Annotated in this window: 14 protein-coding genes; 6 read left to right on the top strand and 8 right to left on the bottom strand. The window is 39.9% G+C overall.

Annotated elements, in window-relative coordinates:
* Window positions 1-30: 30 nt before the first annotated feature.
* The 6 genes from Q4597_RS06125 to murC all read right to left on the bottom strand — a co-directional run bounded on the left by Q4597_RS06125 (window position 31) and on the right by murC (window position 6,279).
* Window positions 31-1,461, bottom strand: coding sequence for a DUF5723 family protein (locus Q4597_RS06125; RefSeq protein WP_303405264.1), 1,431 nt, complete (start codon window positions 1,459-1,461; stop codon window positions 31-33).
* Window positions 1,458-2,003, bottom strand: a complete 546-nt coding sequence (locus Q4597_RS06120; RefSeq protein ID WP_215438422.1) for a hypothetical protein — start codon at window positions 2,001-2,003, stop codon at window positions 1,458-1,460. Before Q4597_RS06120 ends, Q4597_RS06125 begins: the two co-directional genes overlap by 4 nt.
* 55 nt (window positions 2,004-2,058) lie before the next feature.
* Window positions 2,059-2,748 (bottom strand): YjjG family noncanonical pyrimidine nucleotidase, encoded by a 690-nt coding sequence (locus Q4597_RS06115; protein WP_303405263.1) that lies wholly within the window; start codon window positions 2,746-2,748, stop codon window positions 2,059-2,061.
* Window positions 2,741-3,988: a polysaccharide deacetylase family protein gene (locus Q4597_RS06110; RefSeq protein ID WP_303405262.1), complete on the bottom strand. Its 1,248-nt coding sequence runs from the start codon at window positions 3,986-3,988 to the stop codon at window positions 2,741-2,743. Before Q4597_RS06110 ends, Q4597_RS06115 begins: the two co-directional genes overlap by 8 nt.
* 124 nt (window positions 3,989-4,112) lie before the next feature.
* The gene (gene radC / locus Q4597_RS06105; RefSeq protein WP_215438425.1) at window positions 4,113-4,811 is read right to left on the bottom strand and encodes a DNA repair protein RadC; all 699 of its coding nucleotides are present in this window, start codon (window positions 4,809-4,811) and stop codon (window positions 4,113-4,115) included.
* A 109-nt stretch (window positions 4,812-4,920) separates the two neighbouring features.
* Complete coding sequence (murC, locus tag Q4597_RS06100; protein ID WP_215438426.1) at window positions 4,921-6,279, bottom strand: UDP-N-acetylmuramate--L-alanine ligase; 1,359 nt, start codon at window positions 6,277-6,279, stop codon at window positions 4,921-4,923.
* Window positions 6,280-6,554: 275 nt separating this feature from the next.
* On the opposite strand from murC, the gene Q4597_RS06095 reads away from it, so the two are divergent.
* The 6 genes from Q4597_RS06095 to Q4597_RS06070 all read left to right on the top strand — a co-directional run bounded on the left by Q4597_RS06095 (window position 6,555) and on the right by Q4597_RS06070 (window position 20,165).
* On the top strand, window positions 6,555-9,422 hold the full coding sequence (locus Q4597_RS06095) for a gliding motility-associated C-terminal domain-containing protein (protein WP_303405261.1): 2,868 nt from the start codon (window positions 6,555-6,557) through the stop codon (window positions 9,420-9,422).
* 3 nt (window positions 9,423-9,425) lie between these two features.
* A complete protein-coding gene (locus Q4597_RS06090; protein WP_215438428.1) occupies window positions 9,426-10,364 on the top strand; it encodes a type IX secretion system membrane protein PorP/SprF in 939 nt (312 codons plus the stop codon).
* Window positions 10,365-10,366: 2 nt separating this feature from the next.
* Window positions 10,367-12,511 (top strand): OmpA family protein, encoded by a 2,145-nt coding sequence (locus tag Q4597_RS06085; protein WP_215438429.1) that lies wholly within the window; start codon window positions 10,367-10,369, stop codon window positions 12,509-12,511.
* Between the two features lie 147 nt (window positions 12,512-12,658).
* Window positions 12,659-12,970, top strand: coding sequence for a cupin domain-containing protein (locus tag Q4597_RS06080; protein ID WP_215438430.1), 312 nt, complete (start codon window positions 12,659-12,661; stop codon window positions 12,968-12,970).
* 35 nt (window positions 12,971-13,005) lie between these two features.
* The gene (locus Q4597_RS06075; protein ID WP_215438431.1) at window positions 13,006-13,791 is read left to right on the top strand and encodes an SDR family oxidoreductase; all 786 of its coding nucleotides are present in this window, start codon (window positions 13,006-13,008) and stop codon (window positions 13,789-13,791) included.
* A 320-nt stretch (window positions 13,792-14,111) separates the two neighbouring features.
* A complete protein-coding gene (locus Q4597_RS06070; protein WP_303405260.1) occupies window positions 14,112-20,165 on the top strand; it encodes an alpha-2-macroglobulin in 6,054 nt (2,017 codons plus the stop codon).
* 19 nt (window positions 20,166-20,184) lie between these two features.
* Here Q4597_RS06070 and Q4597_RS06065 read toward each other — a convergent pair whose 3' ends face one another.
* Window positions 20,185-20,550: a hypothetical protein gene (locus Q4597_RS06065; protein ID WP_215912911.1), complete on the bottom strand. Its 366-nt coding sequence runs from the start codon at window positions 20,548-20,550 to the stop codon at window positions 20,185-20,187.
* Between the two features lie 209 nt (window positions 20,551-20,759).
* On the bottom strand, window positions 20,760-21,278 hold the full coding sequence (locus tag Q4597_RS06060; RefSeq protein WP_303405259.1) for a DUF4136 domain-containing protein: 519 nt from the start codon (window positions 21,276-21,278) through the stop codon (window positions 20,760-20,762).
* Window positions 21,279-21,296: the final 18 nt, after the last annotated feature.

Below are 21,296 nucleotides of genomic sequence, written 5' to 3'. Positions count from 1 at the left end.
TTGAAGTTGATCATTATTGACACTACAATATCATTTCTTGCCCCAAGATATGATATTTAATCCTAACTGAAAAGAAGCATAATTACTATCTGCCAAATTGCGATACGATAACAAATTATCTGCCATGGCATAAATATTTACCGGCCCCGCTTGTACGGAAAGGCCTAGACCTATGTTGGAATATGAAAATTTATCTACGGTATAAGTGGTCTTGACACTCATAAAGTTACCAAACCTTCTTTGGTAAAATCCGGTTAGCGCCATCTGTGGGCCTCTAGGCCTACTTATAACATACAATTGTCCACCAACACTATTAACATATTTGGCCCGTGCACGGTTACTAGAGGCATTTACACCACAGGCACAATTTGCCCGGTTGTCTACATGCTCTCCAAAGTTATAGCGCAAAGAACCATATAGCTTTGTTGGCCTAAAAGCTATGTAACTGTCTGTATTGTCTTCAAAAGGGACAAAATCCTCTACATCATCAACAAGGTTTTGCCAAAAATCGGCATTTGGGTCTGCCGCTGCTTCCGGCAAAATTATCTCAATGCCCTCTATAGTTGCTCTTCCGTTTAACGTATAACTTCGGATATCTTTGGAATGATATATAAAACCTAGATCCAAAAGACTTCCCGTAAGGACGGTTTGGTCATTAAGTTGGTAAGTGAAGCCCAAATCTACACCAACCCCAAGATTACCTCCCAGAAATGCCCGTTTTGTAATGGTACTTCCAACAGTTCCATCATCTACAGCATCTTTTAACCCGTTAAGCCCTGAAGTACGTAATTGCATATCCGCCTCTACAGTACTACTGTAGATATTGTTTACGCCCTCTTTAGTTATAAAAGTACCTTTGTTTTTAGTAGAATTGAAATCGAAAATACTTGAGTAAAGTTTACCCCTGACCCCAATGGTAAGTTCATTATCTATTTTTTTGTTCAAGCCAATATGAAACACATTCATTAGCTCTCCTCTTGTCTTCAGATGCCCAAGATCAAAAGGTTGGTTGAGTCTGTCCGCATTTCCTTCAAAAGCCAGTATGGCATAATCTTGAAACCAATACCCTATGGCATCACCTTCAATATACATTCCTGCTGTATAGAAATTATCAGGATTTTTACCTCTAAAACCAAAGTTTAAAAATTCAATTTGAAAAGTACCACTTAGCTCATCTCGGGCATTCATTCCAAAAATGGCACGCTCCCTTATTTTGTCATTTATTCTTCGTCCGTCATCGGCAAAAATATCATTTACTGAAAGACCGCTAGAACCCGCCTGAAGTGATAAGCCTGACAATAACGGAACCCCTGCATACCACTGAAAATCCGTATCTACACCTGGGTTAACCATAGCAGATTGCGGAATCTCAACAAAATCGTACAACAGCTGTTTGTTCTGCCCGAACATAGTAAAGCATGCCCAAAAAAGGACTATAAAAAGTAGTTTAGGGGCTCTCATTCTATTTCTACTCTGAATTTTCCACTAGATTTAAGAATAACCTTGGGATCGGGTTCACTTGAAGTACTAGTAGTATCGCCCAAATTATTGGCCGTTACGCGAATGCTTGAGGTGTTCTTTATAATATCTATACTACGTCCTGCGGTTCCGTAAGCCACATCGCGCTGCAAAGAAGATGGTGTTGGGTCTACAGGAATTATTTCAATATCCAGAACGCTCCCATCCGCATCAAGCAATTCTATAGTAACCTCTAGCTCCTTACTCGTCGTATTTTCAACAATATAGGTTATGGTACCATCTAGTACTCGTTTTGAAAAAACGTCCGAGCTAAAGGCATCAAAATTAAAATTCCGAGAAAAAACATTCCCTCCACTTGCTGCATTAACCAAATCTTCAGGGGCTTCTACATAAAGAATGCTCGCCTCTAAGGTAGGTGTAACCCCTACCTCATCGTACTGGTTAAAATCTTGCTCCTCTATACACGAAAATAGTGTGAGGGAACAAACCGTACAAAGTAAAATGGATTTAAGTAATTTTATCATGGTAATACCTAATACAGGCCTTAGTTGGCGCAATTATGGCGTTACCTATATAACTCTATAAATAGATTTTTATTTCGTGTAAATCCTCAATGATTTCACAAAAATCGTGTTTTGGTTCTTGATGTACATTAAAGTGCAGGGCATGGTAGCCTGCAGCCTGTGCTCCCAAAATATCTGCTTCTAGATTATCTCCGATCATTAAGGAAGTCTCGGGCCTTGTTTTTGCCCTTTCCAAAGCCAGATTAAAAATAATAGGGTCCGGTTTCTTAACACCTGCCATTTCAGAATCAATAATCTGGTCAAAATATGCATGAATGTTAGAGTTTCTTAGTTTTCTTCCTTGAACTTCCTGAAACCCATTGGTGATGATATGAAGTTTATATTTGGGTTTTAAATAATCCAGAATGGAAATGGTATTGGGAAACAAGTGATTAAAGGACGATAAATGGGCAATATACTCTTCCGATAATCTATTGATGGTTTCATCGGAAACCCCATACTTTAAATCATCAAAAACCGATTTTAAACGTTGATACCTTAGCGCTTCCTTAGTTATTCTCCCTTCTCTATAAAGTTTCCAAAAAGCAAAATTAGCCGGAATGTATACTTCTAAAAAATCAGGCAGAGCAACTTCTATATGATTTTCCTTAAAAATTTTATCAAAGGTAAGAGCGGAGTTTTTTTCAAAATCCCAGAGGGTGTGGTCTAAATCAAAAAAAACATCTGTAATTATATCCTTAAACATGGCACTGTTGTAATACGGTTTCGTAAAATTTCTTCCAATCCATTTTTTCTTCACCTCCTAAAAGTTCGTTGGAAAAAACCGAGACAAACTCTCCGTTAACGGCCCTTACTTCATCACAAATAATACGTACTTGATCCAGAATACCGTCATCACTTGTATAATTAGAAAAGGCATAATCATGAAAGGCGAACGAATGAATTCTAATAGGCTGTTGCACCTCTAGATTAATATCATAAAAGTAAAAAGGGGTACACGTACTGGCACGAAAACCAATTTCATGTGTGTAGCCCATGGTGTAATCATCTACGAACTCTGCTTCCACCAAATTTCTATAGGTATGTGGAAGGTCTACCCTATTGTACCGCAAACGCGAAGCATTTATAGGCTTGTTGATTACACCCGTTAATTTTTTCTTCTCCTTTTTTAAAAGGTCTATCTCATTGAACGAGCTGTAAGACGCGGCCAGAGCTACCTTACTATAATCCGCGATGGATTTTATAAGAAATCGAAATTTATTATTATCCGGGGAAACGTTTTTATCAAAAGTAGAATAATCTGCAAACTGAAAAAAGAATATATCCTTTACCCCATATTTTTTATGAAGGCCTACCAAAAATGAAAAATTATCATAGGGATCCTCATGGGCATTGAACCACACTCTTACACGCTGTGCTACTCTTTTGAATTTTAAAGAACCTAGATCATAGAAAAACCCGGCAATACTCCGCACAACACCCCTATAAGCGAAACAATGTGACGTTGTAACATCTATGGCCGAAACGTAACGGTATTTCTTGGGCTTGTATTCTAAATCGGGAAACTTAAGCTTCAGTTCTTCCAGCAATCGGTACGCCCAAATATCAACTACGGGAGACCTTAAAAATTTGTGTTTGTAGGCCAAGCTATCCTTAACAGGAAACCTCTCGTGTATATCCTTTACATGAGGTAAATACTCTTCATACCTACTCAACAAATAAAAACTGGCAGAAAATATATCAAAAGGCAGATTACTACGCTCCCCTGCTTTAAAAAAGCACGGAACACCATCCCAATCGCTAACGGATATCTGAAGATCGTTTATACCTTGCTCAAAAAGAAGGTCATTACTCCTAACAAAAAATTCGTTCTGCAAAGGCTGCTTGGTATACGTAATCTTTGCTCCCGAGTGTTTTATAAAATCCTCTACTTTAGTGGTAAATGAAACTTCAATACCCAATATGCGCGTAAAGACCTGTTTCATGGTGTACCTGAAACGCGACGTAATCTTATGGGTATAAATAAGTAACATAACCTGCTAATGATTCAATTTTTGTTCTCTAATGTGGCATGTACTTTTGAGTGTCCGCTATCATTAGACTACAAATTTACAGAATACCTTCATCAGCAAAACTATAATAATCCTTTTGGGTAATTATCAAATGATCCAAAACTTTTATATCCAATGCCGCAGCGGCCCTTTTTAGTTTCTGCGTTACTTTACGGTCCTCCTCACTTGGCCTTAGCGTTCCGGAAGGATGATTGTGTGACAAGATTAAACCAACGGCACCTTGCTCCAGTGCCTGACGCATTACAATCCGCACGTCAACTAAAGTTCCCGTTAACCCACCTTTACTCAATTGGGCACGGTGCAATACCTTATTGGCATTACTTAGGTAAAGAATCCAAAATTCTTCATGTTGTAGCTCTCCAATCTGTGGTTGCAACAAATCAAAAACATCCTTGCTGCTATTAATCTTACTGATTTTCTGCGCTTCCTCACCACGTCTTCTCCTCCCTACTTCCAAAGCAGCCGCTATGCTTACTGCTTTAGCCTCTCCAACGCCCTTAAAGGCCATGAGTTGTTTGATGGAAAGTTTACCTAATTCGTTAAGGTTATTGTTTACGGAAGCAAGAATCCTTTTTGCTAGTTCAACTGCACTTTCGTTTCTGCTTCCCGAGCCAATGAGAATTGCGATTAATTCGGCATCGGATAATACCGACCTTCCTTTATGGACTAATTTCTCTCGTGGTTTATCATCGTCCGACCAATTTTTAATCGAAAACGAGGTTGGTTTTTCATGCATGATATAAATATAGCAAACTCTTAATTTAAAGAGTTCCATCACCGATGAAATAAGCAAACCACTCGCCAAGAGCACTTTGCTTCCAAACCTTACCCATTGACCCCAAATACTATGCGGGGAACTTTTCTTTTAATTTAACAAGATCTAGTCCTCCGTAATTTCCCGAGCTCATTAATAGTAAAACAGAGTTGTCATAATTCTGGTTGAAAACAAAGTCCTTAAAACTTTCCGCATTGGTAAAAATATTAAGATCCTTACGTTCAAATGCTTCTGAAATTTGTTCGGGCGTAACCTCTTTTAATTTTTTGATTGCCACGGACTCCGGCAAGTAGAAAATGACCGCTTCATCTGCGGCATCCAATGCTCCTTTGTACTCTTTCAAAAATTCAGGATTAAAACTGCTGTACGTATGCAATTCCAAACAAGCAATTAATTTGCGGTTAGCGTACTGTTCTTTTACGGCTTTGGTAGTTGCAGCCACTTTACTGGGCGAATGCGCAAAATCTTTATAGGCTACGGAAGTTTTTCCTTCTGCAATTTTTTCCAAACGTTTGGATGCTCCGGAGAACGTTGCAATAGCTTCATAGAAATCGTCTTCATCTACTCCCATGTTTTGGCATATCCACTTAGCACCGGCCAAATTGCTCAGATTATGCTTCCCAAAAACTTCAATAGGCATGGGTCCTTCTGGGGTTTCCAAAAGAGTGGTACCATCTTCAATGCTATACTCCGGGGTGGTGTACGGTAATTTTCTAATGGCATTTTCCGATGCTTCAACCACCTTTTTAACTTCTATATCCTCTTCATTATAAGTAATACTACCTCCTTTAACTATGCTGTCCACAAAAATCTGGAACTGCTCCACATAATTATCAAACGTTGGAAAAACATTAATATGATCCCAAGCTATCCCACTCAATAAAGCAATATTAGGTTTATACAGGTGAAATTTTGGTCTTCTATCTATAGGCGAAGAAAGATATTCGTCTCCTTCCAAAATCATGAAATCGTTATCATCCGTTAAATGCACCATGCGCTCAAAACCTTCCAACTGTGCACCCACCATAAAATCCACCTCCCTATCGTGATAGTTCAGCACGTGAAGAATCATGGAAGTTATCGTAGTTTTTCCGTGGCTTCCACCAATTACTACTCGCGTTTTATCTTTGGCATGTTCATACAGAAACTCTGGGTACGAATATATTTTCAAACCCAACTCTTGAGCCTTTAACAATTCAGGATTATCTTCCTTTGCGTGCATTCCAAGAATTACAGCATCTAAGTTTTCAATTATTTTTTCAGGATACCAGCCAAAACTTTCAGGAAGGAGTCCTTGTGCCTCCAATCGAGATTTGGAAGGTTCAAAAATTACATCGTCACTTCCTGTTACGACATCTCCTTTGTGTGCTAAGGCCAAAGCTAAATTGTGCATGGCACTACCACCAATTGCAATAAAATGAATCTGCATAAACGCTGTATTTATGGCAAATATAGGCATTGATTTGCCGAAAAAAAACATCTAAACCTGCTACAATTAATAGATTAAAAAATCCGATGAAGATTCAAAAACACCGACAAAATGCACACTTTTCACTAATCCTTTCTACGTATTTAGTAAGATTCACCCTTCAAATAAGAGCTTTGACAACATTTATTCCCAAAGGGCTCATCGTCAAACTACATTTGTTTTGGAGCAATATGTATTCTGCCCCCTAACAATACAAAATGACCAACCAGACTTACATGAGAACCATTCTGCAATTGGCTCTGTCCTTTTGCTTGTTTCTCTTTTCCGTAAATGCTACGGCACAATGTGCAGGTACAGACAATACTGTAACCGTATGTACAAAAGATGCCGATGAGGCCAATAAGACGTTTGACCTATTTGCAAAACTAGGTGGAGCCCCAACTCTTGGAGGCGCGTGGTCTACCAATGACCCGGCCAACTATTACGCCCTTGATCGGAACACGGGCGTTGTTAATCTTTGGGAAGTAAAAAACTCAGGGTTTCATGAATTTACCTACACCAATGACTGTAGCGGCACTACCGAGACCGCAATAATAACCATAATTCTGGGAGGATATCCCGGTGAAGACAATATAGATGGTTCCGCAGATGCCTGTGGCGATGATCCAAGAGTTAACCTCCATAGTTTTATAGGAGACGAAACAGAAGGCAAATTTCAAGATTTTAATGGTACTTGGGATGCGGTTACACTGGCTGCCGCACCACATTTATCAACAAACTTTTTTGATGCGGAATCCGCTGGAACGGGAATTTATGAATTTACACACACCGTGCCTGCCGTAGGTTCTTGCCCCAGTAGAGAAGTAACCTTACTACTTGAAGTACAGAGACCTGCCAATTCCGGAATTGGCTCCAATTTAGTTGTATGTACTACAGATGACTTATCTACTTATACCAATTTTGATCTTAACAGTCTATTGGAAGACGAAGACATAAACGGTACTTGGTCCGAAGGTGCCAATACCGATCAACTAGAGGATCTTACCGATCGATTTATAGACATACAGGCCATCCGTGATCGGCATATGTATGGCTCATTTACATTTCGCTATACGGTTTATCCTTCTCATGCCGTTTGTGACATTCATACCACAGATGTAGAAATAATAATCCTGCCCGTTTTACAAGGCACTATGGAATCGCCAAATTACTGCTCGGGCGCTCTAAAATATAGAATAGACATCACAGATTACAACGATATATTAATCGCCGATGGCACTTATAACATTTCCTATTTACTGACTTCTGCCAGCGGAACAGAAACAGGTGGGGACCAACTGGTACTTAACCCCGATAGAACCGGTTTCTTTGAGATTGATGCGAACCTCATCACTTTAAATGAGAATACAACTTTAACCATTACCTCATTAGGAGAAAGTGTTTGCCCTACTATTGAAGCAGACCCTATTTCCTTAGTAATCAGCGACCCCAACGTATCTGTAACGGATACCTGTGAAAATGAAGACTTATCGGTTTCTTTGAGTTCAATTTTTGACCCTTCGTTCTCACCTGCCAACGGAACTTATGATGTTAGCTACACAATTACCGCTCCCGGTGGAACAGAAACCGTACACATCGCAAATGACGTGACTTTTAATTCAGGCAATGCCAACTTAGTGATACCTGCCGCTCAAATTACAGAAGCTGGCGAGCATAGTTTTAATTTTGAAGTAGACAATGGTTTTCCTTTAGATTGTGAAATTACGAGCACCTCCACAATTACAGCCACTCCAGAAGCCATAGATTTAAATCTTGCAGTAGACAATTCTTGCAACGCTACCAGTATTGATGTGCTTGTTAACGCACCTACTTTAGACGATGGGGCCTACATAGTTACTTACGAAGTAGTCTCCCAAGAAACCAATACTGTTTTAATTGATAACACCATCAATTTTACTGGAGGAACGGCAGATTATCAAATTGATGTAGCTACACTTTCTCAAGGAAACTATACGGTTACCGTAAAAAGCACTCAAAATGACACCACACCTTGTAGAACGATATTCGATTTTGAGGTGAATGAAAATTTTGCCATTGAAGGCATCCCCGCTTTACCGGAAGCCGAAGCCGTACAAACCATCTGTCTTGCCGCTTTCCCATCATCCGTACCTACATTGCAGGATATTGAGGTAACTGCGAACGGCCAGATTATGTTTTACGAAACGGCTACGGATATGGATATTCTTCCGTTGGAAACCGAACTTGTAGATGGCGAGGATTATTTTATCTCCAATATAGACCCCAACAATAATTGCGAAGGTTCGGACAGGGTTCAGGTTACGGTCATTCTTTCCGATCCCGAAATGCCCATGTTATTTGTTGGAAATCCCGCTTTTTGCGGATCAGAAAGCCCAACGGTAGATAATTTAAATATGAGCGTTGCCAGCAGCAATTCCATTGTTTGGTATGAAACTGAAACTGGTGGTACGGTCCTGGATAATACCACCGCCCTTGTTGACGCAAAAAGTTATTATGCTGCTACTGAAGTAGACGGTAAATGTCAAAGCTCTATCCGCACAGAAGTTATCCCTACCATTTATGAACTTGAGCCGGCCACATTGGCATTTTCCACCTTGGCCCTTTGCGGGTTGGACAATCCTACAATAGCAGACTTACGGGATGCTGAGAGCAGTTCTTCTTATGTTGTGCTTTGGTACGATACTCCGGAAAATGGAATTCCTCTGGAAGAAGATGTGCTATTGGTCTCCGAAACCACCTATTATGCGGAAAGCTTTAACCCGGACACCGGCTGTATGAACCCAGATCGGATGGCCATTACCGTAGACCTTACCAACTGTGAACCTGAAGCCTATGATTTTTTCATTCCTGACGGATTCTCACCCAACGGAGATGGTAGGAACGACTCCTTCTTTGTTCCTAATATAGAGGTCATCTTTCCAGATTTCACCTTGGAAATCCTAAATAGATACGGAACCAGCTTGTTTAAAGGAGACCGCAAAAACCCCGCTTGGTGCGGAAACAATGGAAGCAGCACCGCTCCCAATGGCGTGTACTTCTATATCATAAACTTTAACAAAGAAGGTCATAACCCAGTACAAGGCAGATTGTACCTCAACCGCTAGACCATGAAAGAAATAAAACGTTATTTTATTTTCCTGATGTTGGTATGTGCTGCGACCCATGGACAACAAGATCCCCAGTACACACAGTACATGTACAATATGAGCGTCGTTAATCCGGCCTACACGACCAATGAGCTGGGCATGCTCAATTTTGGGTCATTATACCGCTCCCAATGGAAAAATGCGGTTGGAAGCCCTACAACGCTCACTTTTTTTGCACATGCACCCATGAGCGATAAAATTGAAATGGGAATCTCTTTTATTACCGATAATATTGGTGATGGCGCTTTAAAGGAAAATAATATCTATGCGGACTTTGCCTATATTCTAAAGTTAGATGACAAGAGCAATATTTCATTAGGCCTTAAAGGAGGCTTTACCACTTTTGAGACCAACTTTAACGGTTTTAGACTTCCTGAATTTCAAGATGACCCTGCTTTCAACGAAAACTTGAACAGTACTTTTCCCAATATTGGTGTGGGTGCCTTTTACCATAGGCAGAATTTTTATGCCGGTGTTTCCGCACCAAACCTTTTAACCACAAAACATCTAGAAAATAAAGATGGCATTAACCGTATTGGTTCGGAGAAAATTCACCTTTTTCTCACATCGGGTTATGTGTATGAATTGAGTCCGGATATAAAATTGAAACCTTCGGCACTTGCCAAAATGGTACAGGGTGCCCCTTTAACCGTAGATCTCTCGCTTAATGCCCTTTTCTTAAATCGGTTTGAAGGCGGACTATCCTATCGTCTGGAAGATTCGGTTAGTGCCATGTTCAATATAGCGGCAACACCGGCGTTGCGCATAGGTTATGCTTATGATTATACATTATCCAACCTAAGTACCTACAGTTCCGGTTCACATGAAATTTTTGTTCTCTTTAATCTCGATTTACTGGGCCTCGGCAAAGGATACGACAAATCCCCTAGATTCTACTAAACATGAAAAAGATACTCTTCATATGGTTTATTGTAGGTCTAACCTTACCGACCTATGGCCAACAGGAACTAAAGCGTGCAGATACTTACTTTGAACGGGCGTATTACAGTGATGCTATTCCGTTATACGAGCAATTATTGCCTCGAAACAAGAGCTCAAAACTTATAAAAAACCTAGCCGACAGTTATTACCATACTTTTGATATGAAAGCTGCCGCCCGTTGGTACGGATATCTCATTTCCAACTACGGAACCAACATAGATGAAAGCTATCATTTTAAATTGAACCAGTCCTTAAAGTCGATTGGTGAGTACGAAAAAGCTAAAAAAGTCCTCATTGATTTTTATATCGAGCAAGGGCAAAACGATAAGACCATTCAAATTGAAAACAACTACACCTATATTGAAAACGTAGCTGCCATAGGGGAACGTTTTAATATTGAAAATCTCAATATCAATACCTCCACATCAGAATTTGGCGCGGCACGCATAGATTCTAATTTAGTGTACAGCGCTTCCAGAAAGCGGTCTTCCGGACTACCTAAATTGTACCGGTGGAACAATGAAAATTATCTGGACCTTTACACCCACCCGATTACAGAGATTAGCGCGGGAGATAGCTTAAGTACTCCACTAAGCACTGTTATCAACTCCAAGATGCACGAGGGTACTTTTGCCATTACCAAAGACCGAAAAACCATTTATTTTACCCGAAACAGTAAAAAGAAAACGGAAGAAGATAAAATCAGTAACCTAAAAATCTATCGTGCGGAATTTGTAAATGGCGAATGGAAAAACATCATCACGCTCCCTTTTAACAGTGATGATTTTTCTACGGAACACCCCGCGTTAAGTCCGGATGAAACCAAGCTTTATTTTTCATCTGACCGTGAAGGTGGTTTCGGGTCTTTTGACCTCTATTCGGTAACCATTCAAAAAGACGGATTCTTTGGTACTCCGGTAAACTTGGGAAAGACCATCAACACGGATAAAAAAGAACAATTCCCTTTTCTGGACAACCAAGGCAATCTTTATTTTGCCTCAAACGGCCATCCCGGTTTTGGACTTTTAGATATATTTATTTCAAAAGAAAACAACGGAGAATTTGAAAAACCGGACAACCTTGGTCTGCCGATAAACAGCGGTTATGATGATTTTTCATTATCACTGGACCACAACGGCAATACGGGATATTTTTCATCCAATCGTCCTGGCGGAAAAGGTAGTGATGACATCTATTCCTTTGCTGAAACCAAGCCCCTACTTATAGAAGATTGCAAGCAGTTTCTTGCCGGAATCCTAACGGACAAAACCACCCGAATTCCATTGCCCAACGCAACAATAGAACTTTTGGACGCTAACGGCAACCGCCTTGAAATGATAACCACCTCAACCGATGCTTCCTTTAAATTTCAAATTGAATGTAGCCAAGAATATCTTATAAAAGCTAGAAAAGAAGGCTACGAGGATAATTCCAAATCCATTATTTCAGATACGGAAAGAAATGCCATAAAAGACGGTTCCCTAACCTTGTTCTCGGTAGCGGAAAGAGAAGCCCAAAAGGCAAAAGAACTTTTAGCTAAAAAAGAAGAAGCCGAAAAATTGGCCTTAGTCCAAGAAGCCAAAAGAAAAGAGCGGGAAAAAGCAGCGGAAGTTGAGCGCATTCAAAAAGAAAAAGAAGTGGCCCTGCAAGAAAAGGCTACACAAGAGAAAGAAGAAAGAGAGCGTTTAAAAAAAATTGAAACTGCGATAGCTAAAGAGGATGCCATCGTTAAAGAAAATGAGCGCATCATTATCAAAACCGAAGAAATTCACTTTGATTATAGTCTTTGGTACGTAAGACGTGAAGCCAGGGAACGCTTGTCAAAAGTAGTTGCTATAATGAAAAACAACCCTGGAATGGTCATTGAAATCGGCACCCATACTGATATTAGAGGTAACTCCGAATATAACCGAAACCTATCGCAAAAACGTGCCGACTCCGCCAAAGAGTTCATGGTGAAAAACGGTATTGAAGAAAAACGCATCATCGCTAAAGGGTACGGAGAGTCTCAACCCATCGTAAAGTGCGAGACCGAAGAAAGCTGCTCCGAAGAGGACCATGAGTGGAACAGGAGATGCGAATTGGTAGTCGTAAAATGGGAATAGCTGTCATACACTGAACAGACAAAAAAAATAGAATTCACTTAAACGATAATTACCCATCCTAAACTTTGCCCCGAATACCTAAATAGGGTTCGGGGCTTTTCATTTCTGTTGCTATTCTTTTTATCTTCGTTAAAGAAATTTCAGTTTATGAACCTATCTACTATCCCATCAAAAGAAATTATGCCGGGTTACCACGGTAAACTGGTACATTCCGAAAATATGTCCATTGCTTTTTGGACTGTTGAAGAAGGTGCCGTAGTACCCGAACACTCGCACATGAACGAGCAAATTATGCACGTACAAGAAGGCCGTTTCGAGTTTACGCTTGATGGCAATACAAAAATCTATGAAGCCAATGACATTGTAATTATACCTCCCCATAGTCCGCATAGTGGCAAGGCACTTACACCGTGCAAACTTATTGATGTATTTAGTCCGGCAAGAGAAGAATACAAATAGAGAATCAAAGTACAAACACCCATAAATCGTATCATATGAACATCACTTTAAAAGGCAAAAAAGCATTGGTTGGCGGTAGCTCAGGCGGAATAGGAAAAGCAATAGCACAACAATTGGCCGAAAGTGGAGCAAGTGTAACGCTAATGTCCCGCAGTGAAGAAAAGTTACAGAAAATTGTGAGCAACCTACCTACAGATCAAGACCAAGCACATAATTATCTGGTCGTGGACTTTTCAGATTTCCATAGCTATCGTGAAACGATTTACAATTACTTTCAAACGAACAGTGTAGATATTCTAGTCAACAATACGCAAGGTCCTTCGGCCGGTAGTGCCCTAGAAAAACAGACTTCGGATTATCAAGAAGCTTTTGATTTGTTGTTTAAGACCGTTTCGTACACCACAGAATTGGCCCTGGAACACATGAAAACCAATAAGTGGGGAAGAATTATCAATGTAGCTTCGGTTTCCGTAAAAGAACCTTTGTCCTATTTGGCACTGTCAAATACAATCAGGGCAGCTGTTGTAACTTGGGCCAAATCTCTGGCTAATGACGTTGGGCAATATCATATTACCGTAAACAGCATTCTTACGGGTTATTTTGACACGGAGCGTATAGAACAATTAAACGCCAAGAAAGCAGAACAATTAGGTATTTCTGAAGGTGAAGTACTTGCTGACATGGAATCAAGAGTTCCCGTAAAACGCATTGGAGACCCAAAAGAATATGGGTATCTGTCAACCTTTTTGGCATCGGACCATGCGGCTTACATTACAGGCACTCAAATTCCAATAGACGGGGGACTTTTAAAAAGTCTGTAAGCGGATGGTTTATGAAGCTATTATCAATAAAACAATCAGAACAAAGAATAGTACAAATGTAGATTTGAGGGATGAAGCCCAACTATCAATAAAATTATTATCCATCATATAGGTTTTAGTTCATTCAAAAATAGCTTGATGACAAAGGCAGGGTGAGCCCTAAAAACATATTATTTATCTCATACGCACCTTAAAATCCCCTCTTGCAGGCTATTTCCCACAAACTTAAAAACCTATTCCCTAACCGGATGGTAGCGTTCACTCATTTATAGTTTTTATTGGCACCGATTTTGCACAGTTTTGTTCCGTAATTTTATACTATGAAAAGATTCTCCCTCATATTCACCGTAATCCTTTTTTCGCAAATGCTAACAGCTCAAAATAACGGAGATTCCTATACATCGCTTTGGGAACAAGTCCAAAAACTAGAGCGCGAAGCATTGACCAAATCTGCTTTAAAGTTGGTTGAAACCATTTCGGTAAAAGCTGAGAAAGAAAAAAATTCAGCGCAGATTGTAAAATCATTGTTATTCGTATCCAAATATGCAATGACCTTGGAAGAAGATGCGCAATTGCATATTATTAATCGATTTAAAGAAGAAATAGACAAAGCGGAGACCCCAACAAAAAACGTTCTGGAAAGCTATTTGGCCAACCTTTACTGGCAGTATTTTCAGCAAAACCGCTATCAATTTTATAACAGGACTGAAACCGAAACCAAGGTAGACAGTCTAGATTTCAGGACATGGGACCTTACCACTTTGTTTCACGAAATAGATATTCATTTTAAAGCATCTTTAGAAAATGAAAAAGAGCTGCAAAAAACCAACGTAAAGACAGTTGACGAATTATTAAACCAACAAAAAGACTCGGAGAAATTTCGCCCTACTCTTTACGACCTGCTCGCACATACGGCGCTTCAATTCTATAAAACCAATGAAAACTCCATTACGCGCCCTGCGGATAAATATGAGATAAACGACCCGGAAACCCTATGTGAGGCGTATCAATTTATTCATCATGACCTAACTACGGACGATGATACTTCGTTGCAGGCCAAAGCGCTAAACGTATATCAAGAACTGATTCAGTTTCATTTTGATGAACCAGAGCTAGAGCCCTTAGTCATGGCAGATATTGAGCGTTTAAACTTTGTTTACCAGAACGCCACTTTTAAAAATAAAGAAACCTATTACGAAGAAACTTTAAAGAATTCAGTAGAAAGCCTAAAGCATAGCGAGCTTTCTGCACTTTATAATTACGAGCTTGCCAAGCTCTATCAAAACTTGGGACAAACATTCAGTCCTGAAGCTTCCGGAGAAACCCGTTGGAAGCTCAAAGAGGCTTTGTCCCTATGTGATGTGGTTATTGCTCGGTTCCCGGACAGTATGGGAGCGGAAAAATGCAAGTCATTACGTTCGCAGATTGTTGCCCCAAGCATATCTATTATTACCGAACGACAAATTCCAGTAAACAAACCTTCAAAATTACTGGTAAATTATAAGAACTTGACCTCTTTGCAACTAACTGCCTACAGGGTCTACGAGGGACAAATAAAGGAACTGAACCGTCTTTATCCGCAGAAAAAACAACTTGCTTTTATAAAGAAATTAAAGGAAGTAAAAAGTTGGAACGCCCCTCTTAAAAATGAAAAAGACTACCAGCAACATGGTATTGAGGTGTTGCTTCCTTCTTTGGAAAACGGGCAGTACATTATTCTAGCTTCCCCAGAAACCAAAAACAATAATGATTTTGCTTTTAGTGAGATTCAGGTAACGAACATGGCCTTGGTAGAAACCAAGGGTAATCTGGAACAGCGTTACCAAATAATAGACAGAAACTCCGGAGAGCCCATAACAGGTGCCAATTTAACTTTTTCCTATACCAAGAATTACAACAAGCCATACCTAAAACGAAACGAAACAACGGATAGAACAGGGTTCGTTACTATTCCCCTAACCGATGAAAATTGGAACGATGTAACTATTGAAGTTGACCATAAAGGTGAGAAAGCCTTTTTTGGAAACTACTATGTAAACGAAAAGCGAAATCAAACAGACCGCAACACTGTTTCTAACCGTGTTTTTCTATTTACGGACCGAAGCATCTACAGGCCGGGGCAACCGGTTTACTTTAAAGGTATTCTTATGGAGACTGTAGAAGGAAAATCTGAGGTACAGCCAGAGAAAAGTGTATCCGTAACCCTGTATGACGTAAACGGCCAAGAAATAACCGAACTTGAGTTTACGACCAATGAATACGGTTCTTTTAACGGAGAATTTATATTGCCTAATTCCGGTTTAACAGGTGAGTTTTCTATTGAGGCAGATGCGCTATCCGTTAACGCAAATACCACTCAATATTTTTCCGTAGAGGAGTATAAACGCCCAAAATTTGAAACCTCCTTTAAACCTGTAACCGAAACGTATAAAGTAAATGATAGCATAAAGGTAACAGGTGTTGCTACGGCTTACGCCGGAAGTAATATTACTGATGCGAAGGTAAGTTACCGTGTAAAAAGGGCAGTTTATTTTCCCCGTTGGTACTATTGGCGCATGCCGTATTACAACAATTCTCCCCAAGAAATAGCACACGGTGAAACCACAACGGATGCTTCGGGCAATTACAACATTACCTTTAAAGCCATTCCGGACAGCAGTGTGTCAAAAGAAAATCTGCCCACCTTCAGTTATGAAATTACGGCAGATGTAACGGACATTAACGGAGAAACCCATAGCACTACTGCTTTTGTATCCGTAGGCTATCATTCCATTATAGCTAACTTATCCGTACCTGAGCAATGGGATAAAGATAAAAATGAGGATAAAATACATATTTCTACCTCTAACCTTAACGGACAGCCCATACCAGCTAAGGGAACATTAAAAATGTACAAATTACAGGCGCCTAAACACGTACTCAGAACCCGTGCATGGCCTGCGCCGGATTATAAATACTGGAGCCAAGAAGAATACAACAATCTGTTTCCGCATGAAGCTTATGACAAAGAGGACAAGACAATAAACTGGAAAAAAGGCAAACTGGTTTGGCAGGTAAATTTCGACACCGAAAAATCGAAAGAATTCAGCATTAAAAACCTTAAAAAATGGGCATCGGGCAAATATATAGTTGAACTGGAAACCAAGGATAAATTTGGTCAACTCGTCAAAGAAAAAGCTATAACCGAACTTACGAGTGAAAACGACAAGCAATTACCGGACAACCGTTTGTTCGATATTAAAACGGACAAAGCAGAATATAGCATTGGAGATAAAGTGGAAGTTACCGTTTACTCCAATTCAGAAGACCTTGTGGTGACCGTATTTGTTGAAAAAGAGCAAAAAATAATTGACATCCGTAAAGTTCACCTGAGTAGAAACTCAAAATCCTTTTCCGTTCCAATAACAGAAGAAGATTTAGGTGGTTTTGCCATCAATTACACGTTTTCAGCCTACAACTCATTTCAATCTGGCACCATGTCCATTTCTGTGCCCTACCCTAATACGAATCTTGAAATTGAAACTTCTACATTTAGGAACAAGCTGCAACCGGGCACGGACGAAACTTGGTCCTTCAAAATAAAAGGACCTGAAGGTAAAAAAACATCGGCAGAACTATTGGCCAGTATGTATGATGCCTCATTAGACACCTTTAGGCCGCATAACTGGAGTTTTAATCCCCTTGCAAAAGGCTATTATTATTCTACAATTTACGCTAACGCACATACCAGTTATGGAACAAATTCCTTTAGAACATATTTGGAGAATAAAGGCTACAACTATACACCACAAGGCTACGACTCTTTTAATTGGTTCGGGTTGCACTTTGGCTATGCAAACCACTACCGCAGTAGTTTAACGCGAAAAATGTCACGTAGCGAGGCCGCACCTTTAGGGATGATGGCCGATGACGGAGCTGCACTGGAAGAAGTTGTTATTACCTCCCCCGAAGCTCCTGAGGAAAGTGAAATGGGTATGAGTAACCCAAGTCCCGAACAAGCAAACCCCAACGAGAAGGATTCAGAAACGGTACAAATCCGGAAAAACCTGCAAGAAACTGCTTTTTTCTTTCCTGAATTGAAAACGGATAAAGACGGCACGGTTTCTTTTAGCTTTACTACACCTGAAGCCCTTACCAAATGGAAACTACAGCTGTTGGCACATACCAAATCTTTACAGAGTGCCGTAAAAACCCTTCAAACCGTTACCCAAAAAGAACTAATGGTCATACCCAATGCACCACGTTTTTTAAGAGAGGGCGATGAAATCAATATTAGCACCAAAATTGCCAATCTAACCGATAAAAAATTATCGGGCGAAGCTAAACTAGTTCTTGTGGATGCCCTATCCGGAAAGGATATTTCCGAACAGTTATTTATTGGCAAGGGGCAAAATACGTTCACCGTAGATGCTCTAGGGAACACCCAAGTTTCTTGGCGATTACAAATACCCGAAAATTTACAGGCCGTTCAATACACGGTATTGGCCAAAGCAGAAGGTTTCAGTGATGGGGAACAAAGTGTACTACCCGTATTGACCAACCGCAAGTTGGTTACCGAAACCCTACCGTTATGGGTACGGAGCAACCAGAACAAGACTTTTGTCTTGGATAAATTGAAGGACAACACCTCGACTACATTAAGAAACCACAAACTTACTTTAGAGATTACTTCTAACCCTGCGTGGTATGCCGTACAGGCACTCCCCTATCTTATGGAGTACCCTTACGATTGTAACGAACAAACCTTTTCCCGTTATTACGCGAACCGTTTGGCGAGCCATATAGCCAATTCCAACGAAAGAATACGAGCGGTGTTTGACCAATGGGCCAATTCTGATGCTTTATTGAGCAACCTTGAAAAGAACCAAGAACTAAAATCACTTTTAATTCAAGAAACGCCTTGGTTGCGTGATGCTAAATCCGAAACGGAACAGAAAAAACGAATTGCGTTGTTGTTCGACCTTAATAAAATGAAGAACGAGGAAATCCGTGCTCTTGATAAATTAAAGAACAATCAGAAATACTCTGGAGCCTGGGCTTGGTTCAATGGTGGACCGGAAAACCGATACATTACGCAACATATTGTAACGGGCATAGGTCATTTAAAACAGTTGAACGCGTTGCCAGCTTCGTCTGAAAATCAATCTTCCTTAAAAGAGCTAACAGAAAAGGCGATTGCCTATTTAGATACCGAGTTTATTGAAGAATACGAACAAATGAAAAAGTTCAGTTCTAACTTGAACAATGACCACCTGAGTCAAATGCAGATTCATTATCTATATATGAGAAGCTTCTTTGAGGATGTAAAAACTTCAAAGAAAATCGATAAAATTACCGAATACTACTTAGGCCAAGCAAAAAAATACTGGACCAAGAAAGGCTTGTATGCAAAAGGCATGTTGGCCTTAACCTTGCATAGAGCTAAAGAAGTAGCCACTTCAAAAAAGATTTTAAATTCCCTACGAGAGAATAGCATTGTTTCAGAAGAGTTGGGTATGTACTGGAAAGAAAATTCACCCTCATGGTATTGGTATCAAGCCCCAATCGAAACACAGGCGCTTTTAATAGAAGCTTTTGGTGAAATAGAAAATGACACAAAGACTATAGACAACCTAAAAGTTTGGCTTCTAAAACACAAACAAACCAACCAATGGTCCACTACCAAGTCTACAGCCGAAGCAGTTTATGCCCTATTATTACAAGGTAGCGATTGGCTTTCGGTTTCCGATGCTGTTAACGTTACCTTAGGAGGCCAAACCATTGCTCCGGAAAAATTAGAAAACACCCAAGTTGAAGCTGGAACTGGTTATTTCAAAACCTCATGGAACACTAATGAAATACAACCCAACATGGCAGAGGTACGTCTAGAGAAAAAAGGAAATGGCATTGCGTGGGGTGCTTTGTATTGGCAGTATTTTGAGGATTTGGATAAAATTACATCTGCAAAAACACCCTTACAACTTAAGAAAAAACTGTTCTTAAAAAAGAATACGGACACCGGTGAAAAAATTTCAGAAATTACTGAAACTACAAACTTAAAAGTGGGCGATTTAGTCCGTGTACGAATAGAACTGCGTTCTGATCGCGATATGGAATTCATTCACATGAAAGATATGCGAGCTGCCGGTTTTGAGCCAGTAAACGTAATTTCCAGCTACAAATGGCAAGATGGTCTAGGCTATTACGAAAGCACAAAAGATGCCAGCACTAATTTCTTTTTTGACCATTTGCCAAAAGGGGTATATGTTTTTGAATATGACGTTCGTGTGAATAATGCCGGTGACTTCAGTAATGGTATAACCACTATCCAAAGCATGTATGCCCCGGAGTTTTCCAGTCATTCAGAAGGTGTTCGTGTGGAGGTTGGGGATTAAAACCGCGTAGAATAACAACCTAGAAGCTTACGGTAGGCCAAAGAAGTTTATAGATAATAACTCCCAAAATAAAACCAGAGCCCAAACCACAGAGAATAACAACAGCGAACATCTGATTGGAAGATTTTTGAGATAATATATTTACCAAAGAAATGGGCGAACCGTTTTTACGAACCTCAAACTTGTTAATTTTTTCACCATGAGAGGAATCACGACGTGCAATCCAATATCTGTTTTCCCCGATATTAAAGGTGTGTTCCGCACGTAGTTTGGTTATTTTTTTGGAAACAGTTCTATCGTTCAAAAGCACTTTTTCTTTTCCAAAGAATGTATTGACCACTTCTATTTTATGATTATCAATATAATACAGTGCACTCTTGGGCATTAGAAAAGACTATTAAGTTTATTGAAGAGATAAATTGCCTTAAGCATTTTTCATCACCTTATTTAGACAATTTGGAATGATTAAATGAAAAAGGTTATTCGAAAATATGGAATAATAAATTACCTACACAGGAAAGTTTTTAACACTACAAACACAACCATTTAGGCGCTTCTTTTCATAAGAGATGAAGATAAATAGTCCTAATTGAACTATTTGGGCGGATACTTAGAGAAAACCTTTGCGGCTAAAGCATGTAATTTTTCTTCACGTACCTCCGGAGACACATTTTCCTTAAAGTTGCTCAAGCCTTGGCCTTGCCAAAAGAGTTCGTCCTTCTTGGCATCAACAAAGTCAAAACGAATTTCTCGTTCCATTTTGGGTTGCCCTACAGGAATACCCACGGAAACACCACCGCCAACGCTGCGGCCTGTACCCCCCAAACCAACACCAACCGTGTTGTTCCTAGGTGCTTGAAAAGAGTTACTTTCTATGTTAATAAAAAAATCAGGGTCTTCTGAAAAGCGGATTCCTTTTAACTGCATTTCTTTATTTACGGCATCCAACAAGCGTTTAGCATCAAGCGCACTTAAACCCGTATCCATATCAGGATAATAGTTGTACGTGCTGTAATTGGTAAAGTCCGTGCTTTTGTCATAATCGTAGTTCACACGAATGGTATTGCACGAGGCTAGAAACAAAATAACTAGTATAGTAAGGATACTTCTCATAGTCTCATTTTAAAGGAA

Origin of the sequence: Zobellia sp. 1_MG-2023 (assembly GCF_030549125.1) — a bacterium.
Taxonomy (GTDB): domain Bacteria; phylum Bacteroidota; class Bacteroidia; order Flavobacteriales; family Flavobacteriaceae; genus Zobellia; species Zobellia russellii.
The sequence above is the reverse complement of the archived record's forward strand: the minus strand, read 5'-3'. Positions and strand labels throughout refer to the sequence as shown.

Bases quoted from the DNA above. Each gene is read 5' to 3' on its own strand.
- Q4597_RS06125 (WP_303405264.1), bottom strand. From the start codon at position 1,461: ATGAGAGCCCCTAAACTACTTTTTATAGTCCTTTTTTGGGCATGCTTT.
- Q4597_RS06120 (WP_215438422.1), bottom strand. From the start codon at position 2,003: ATGATAAAATTACTTAAATCCATTTTACTTTGTACGGTTTGTTCCCTC.
- Q4597_RS06115 (WP_303405263.1), bottom strand. From the start codon at position 2,748: ATGTTTAAGGATATAATTACAGATGTTTTTTTTGATTTAGACCACACC.
- Q4597_RS06110 (WP_303405262.1), bottom strand. From the start codon at position 3,988: ATGAAACAGGTCTTTACGCGCATATTGGGTATTGAAGTTTCATTTACC.
- radC (WP_215438425.1), bottom strand. From the start codon at position 4,811: ATGCATGAAAAACCAACCTCGTTTTCGATTAAAAATTGGTCGGACGAT.
- murC (WP_215438426.1), bottom strand. From the start codon at position 6,279: ATGCAGATTCATTTTATTGCAATTGGTGGTAGTGCCATGCACAATTTA.
- Q4597_RS06095 (WP_303405261.1), top strand. From the start codon at position 6,555: ATGAGAACCATTCTGCAATTGGCTCTGTCCTTTTGCTTGTTTCTCTTT.
- Q4597_RS06090 (WP_215438428.1), top strand. From the start codon at position 9,426: ATGAAAGAAATAAAACGTTATTTTATTTTCCTGATGTTGGTATGTGCT.
- Q4597_RS06085 (WP_215438429.1), top strand. From the start codon at position 10,367: ATGAAAAAGATACTCTTCATATGGTTTATTGTAGGTCTAACCTTACCG.
- Q4597_RS06080 (WP_215438430.1), top strand. From the start codon at position 12,659: ATGAACCTATCTACTATCCCATCAAAAGAAATTATGCCGGGTTACCAC.
- Q4597_RS06075 (WP_215438431.1), top strand. From the start codon at position 13,006: ATGAACATCACTTTAAAAGGCAAAAAAGCATTGGTTGGCGGTAGCTCA.
- Q4597_RS06070 (WP_303405260.1), top strand. From the start codon at position 14,112: ATGAAAAGATTCTCCCTCATATTCACCGTAATCCTTTTTTCGCAAATG.
- Q4597_RS06065 (WP_215912911.1), bottom strand. From the start codon at position 20,550: ATGCCCAAGAGTGCACTGTATTATATTGATAATCATAAAATAGAAGTG.
- Q4597_RS06060 (WP_303405259.1), bottom strand. From the start codon at position 21,278: ATGAGAAGTATCCTTACTATACTAGTTATTTTGTTTCTAGCCTCGTGC.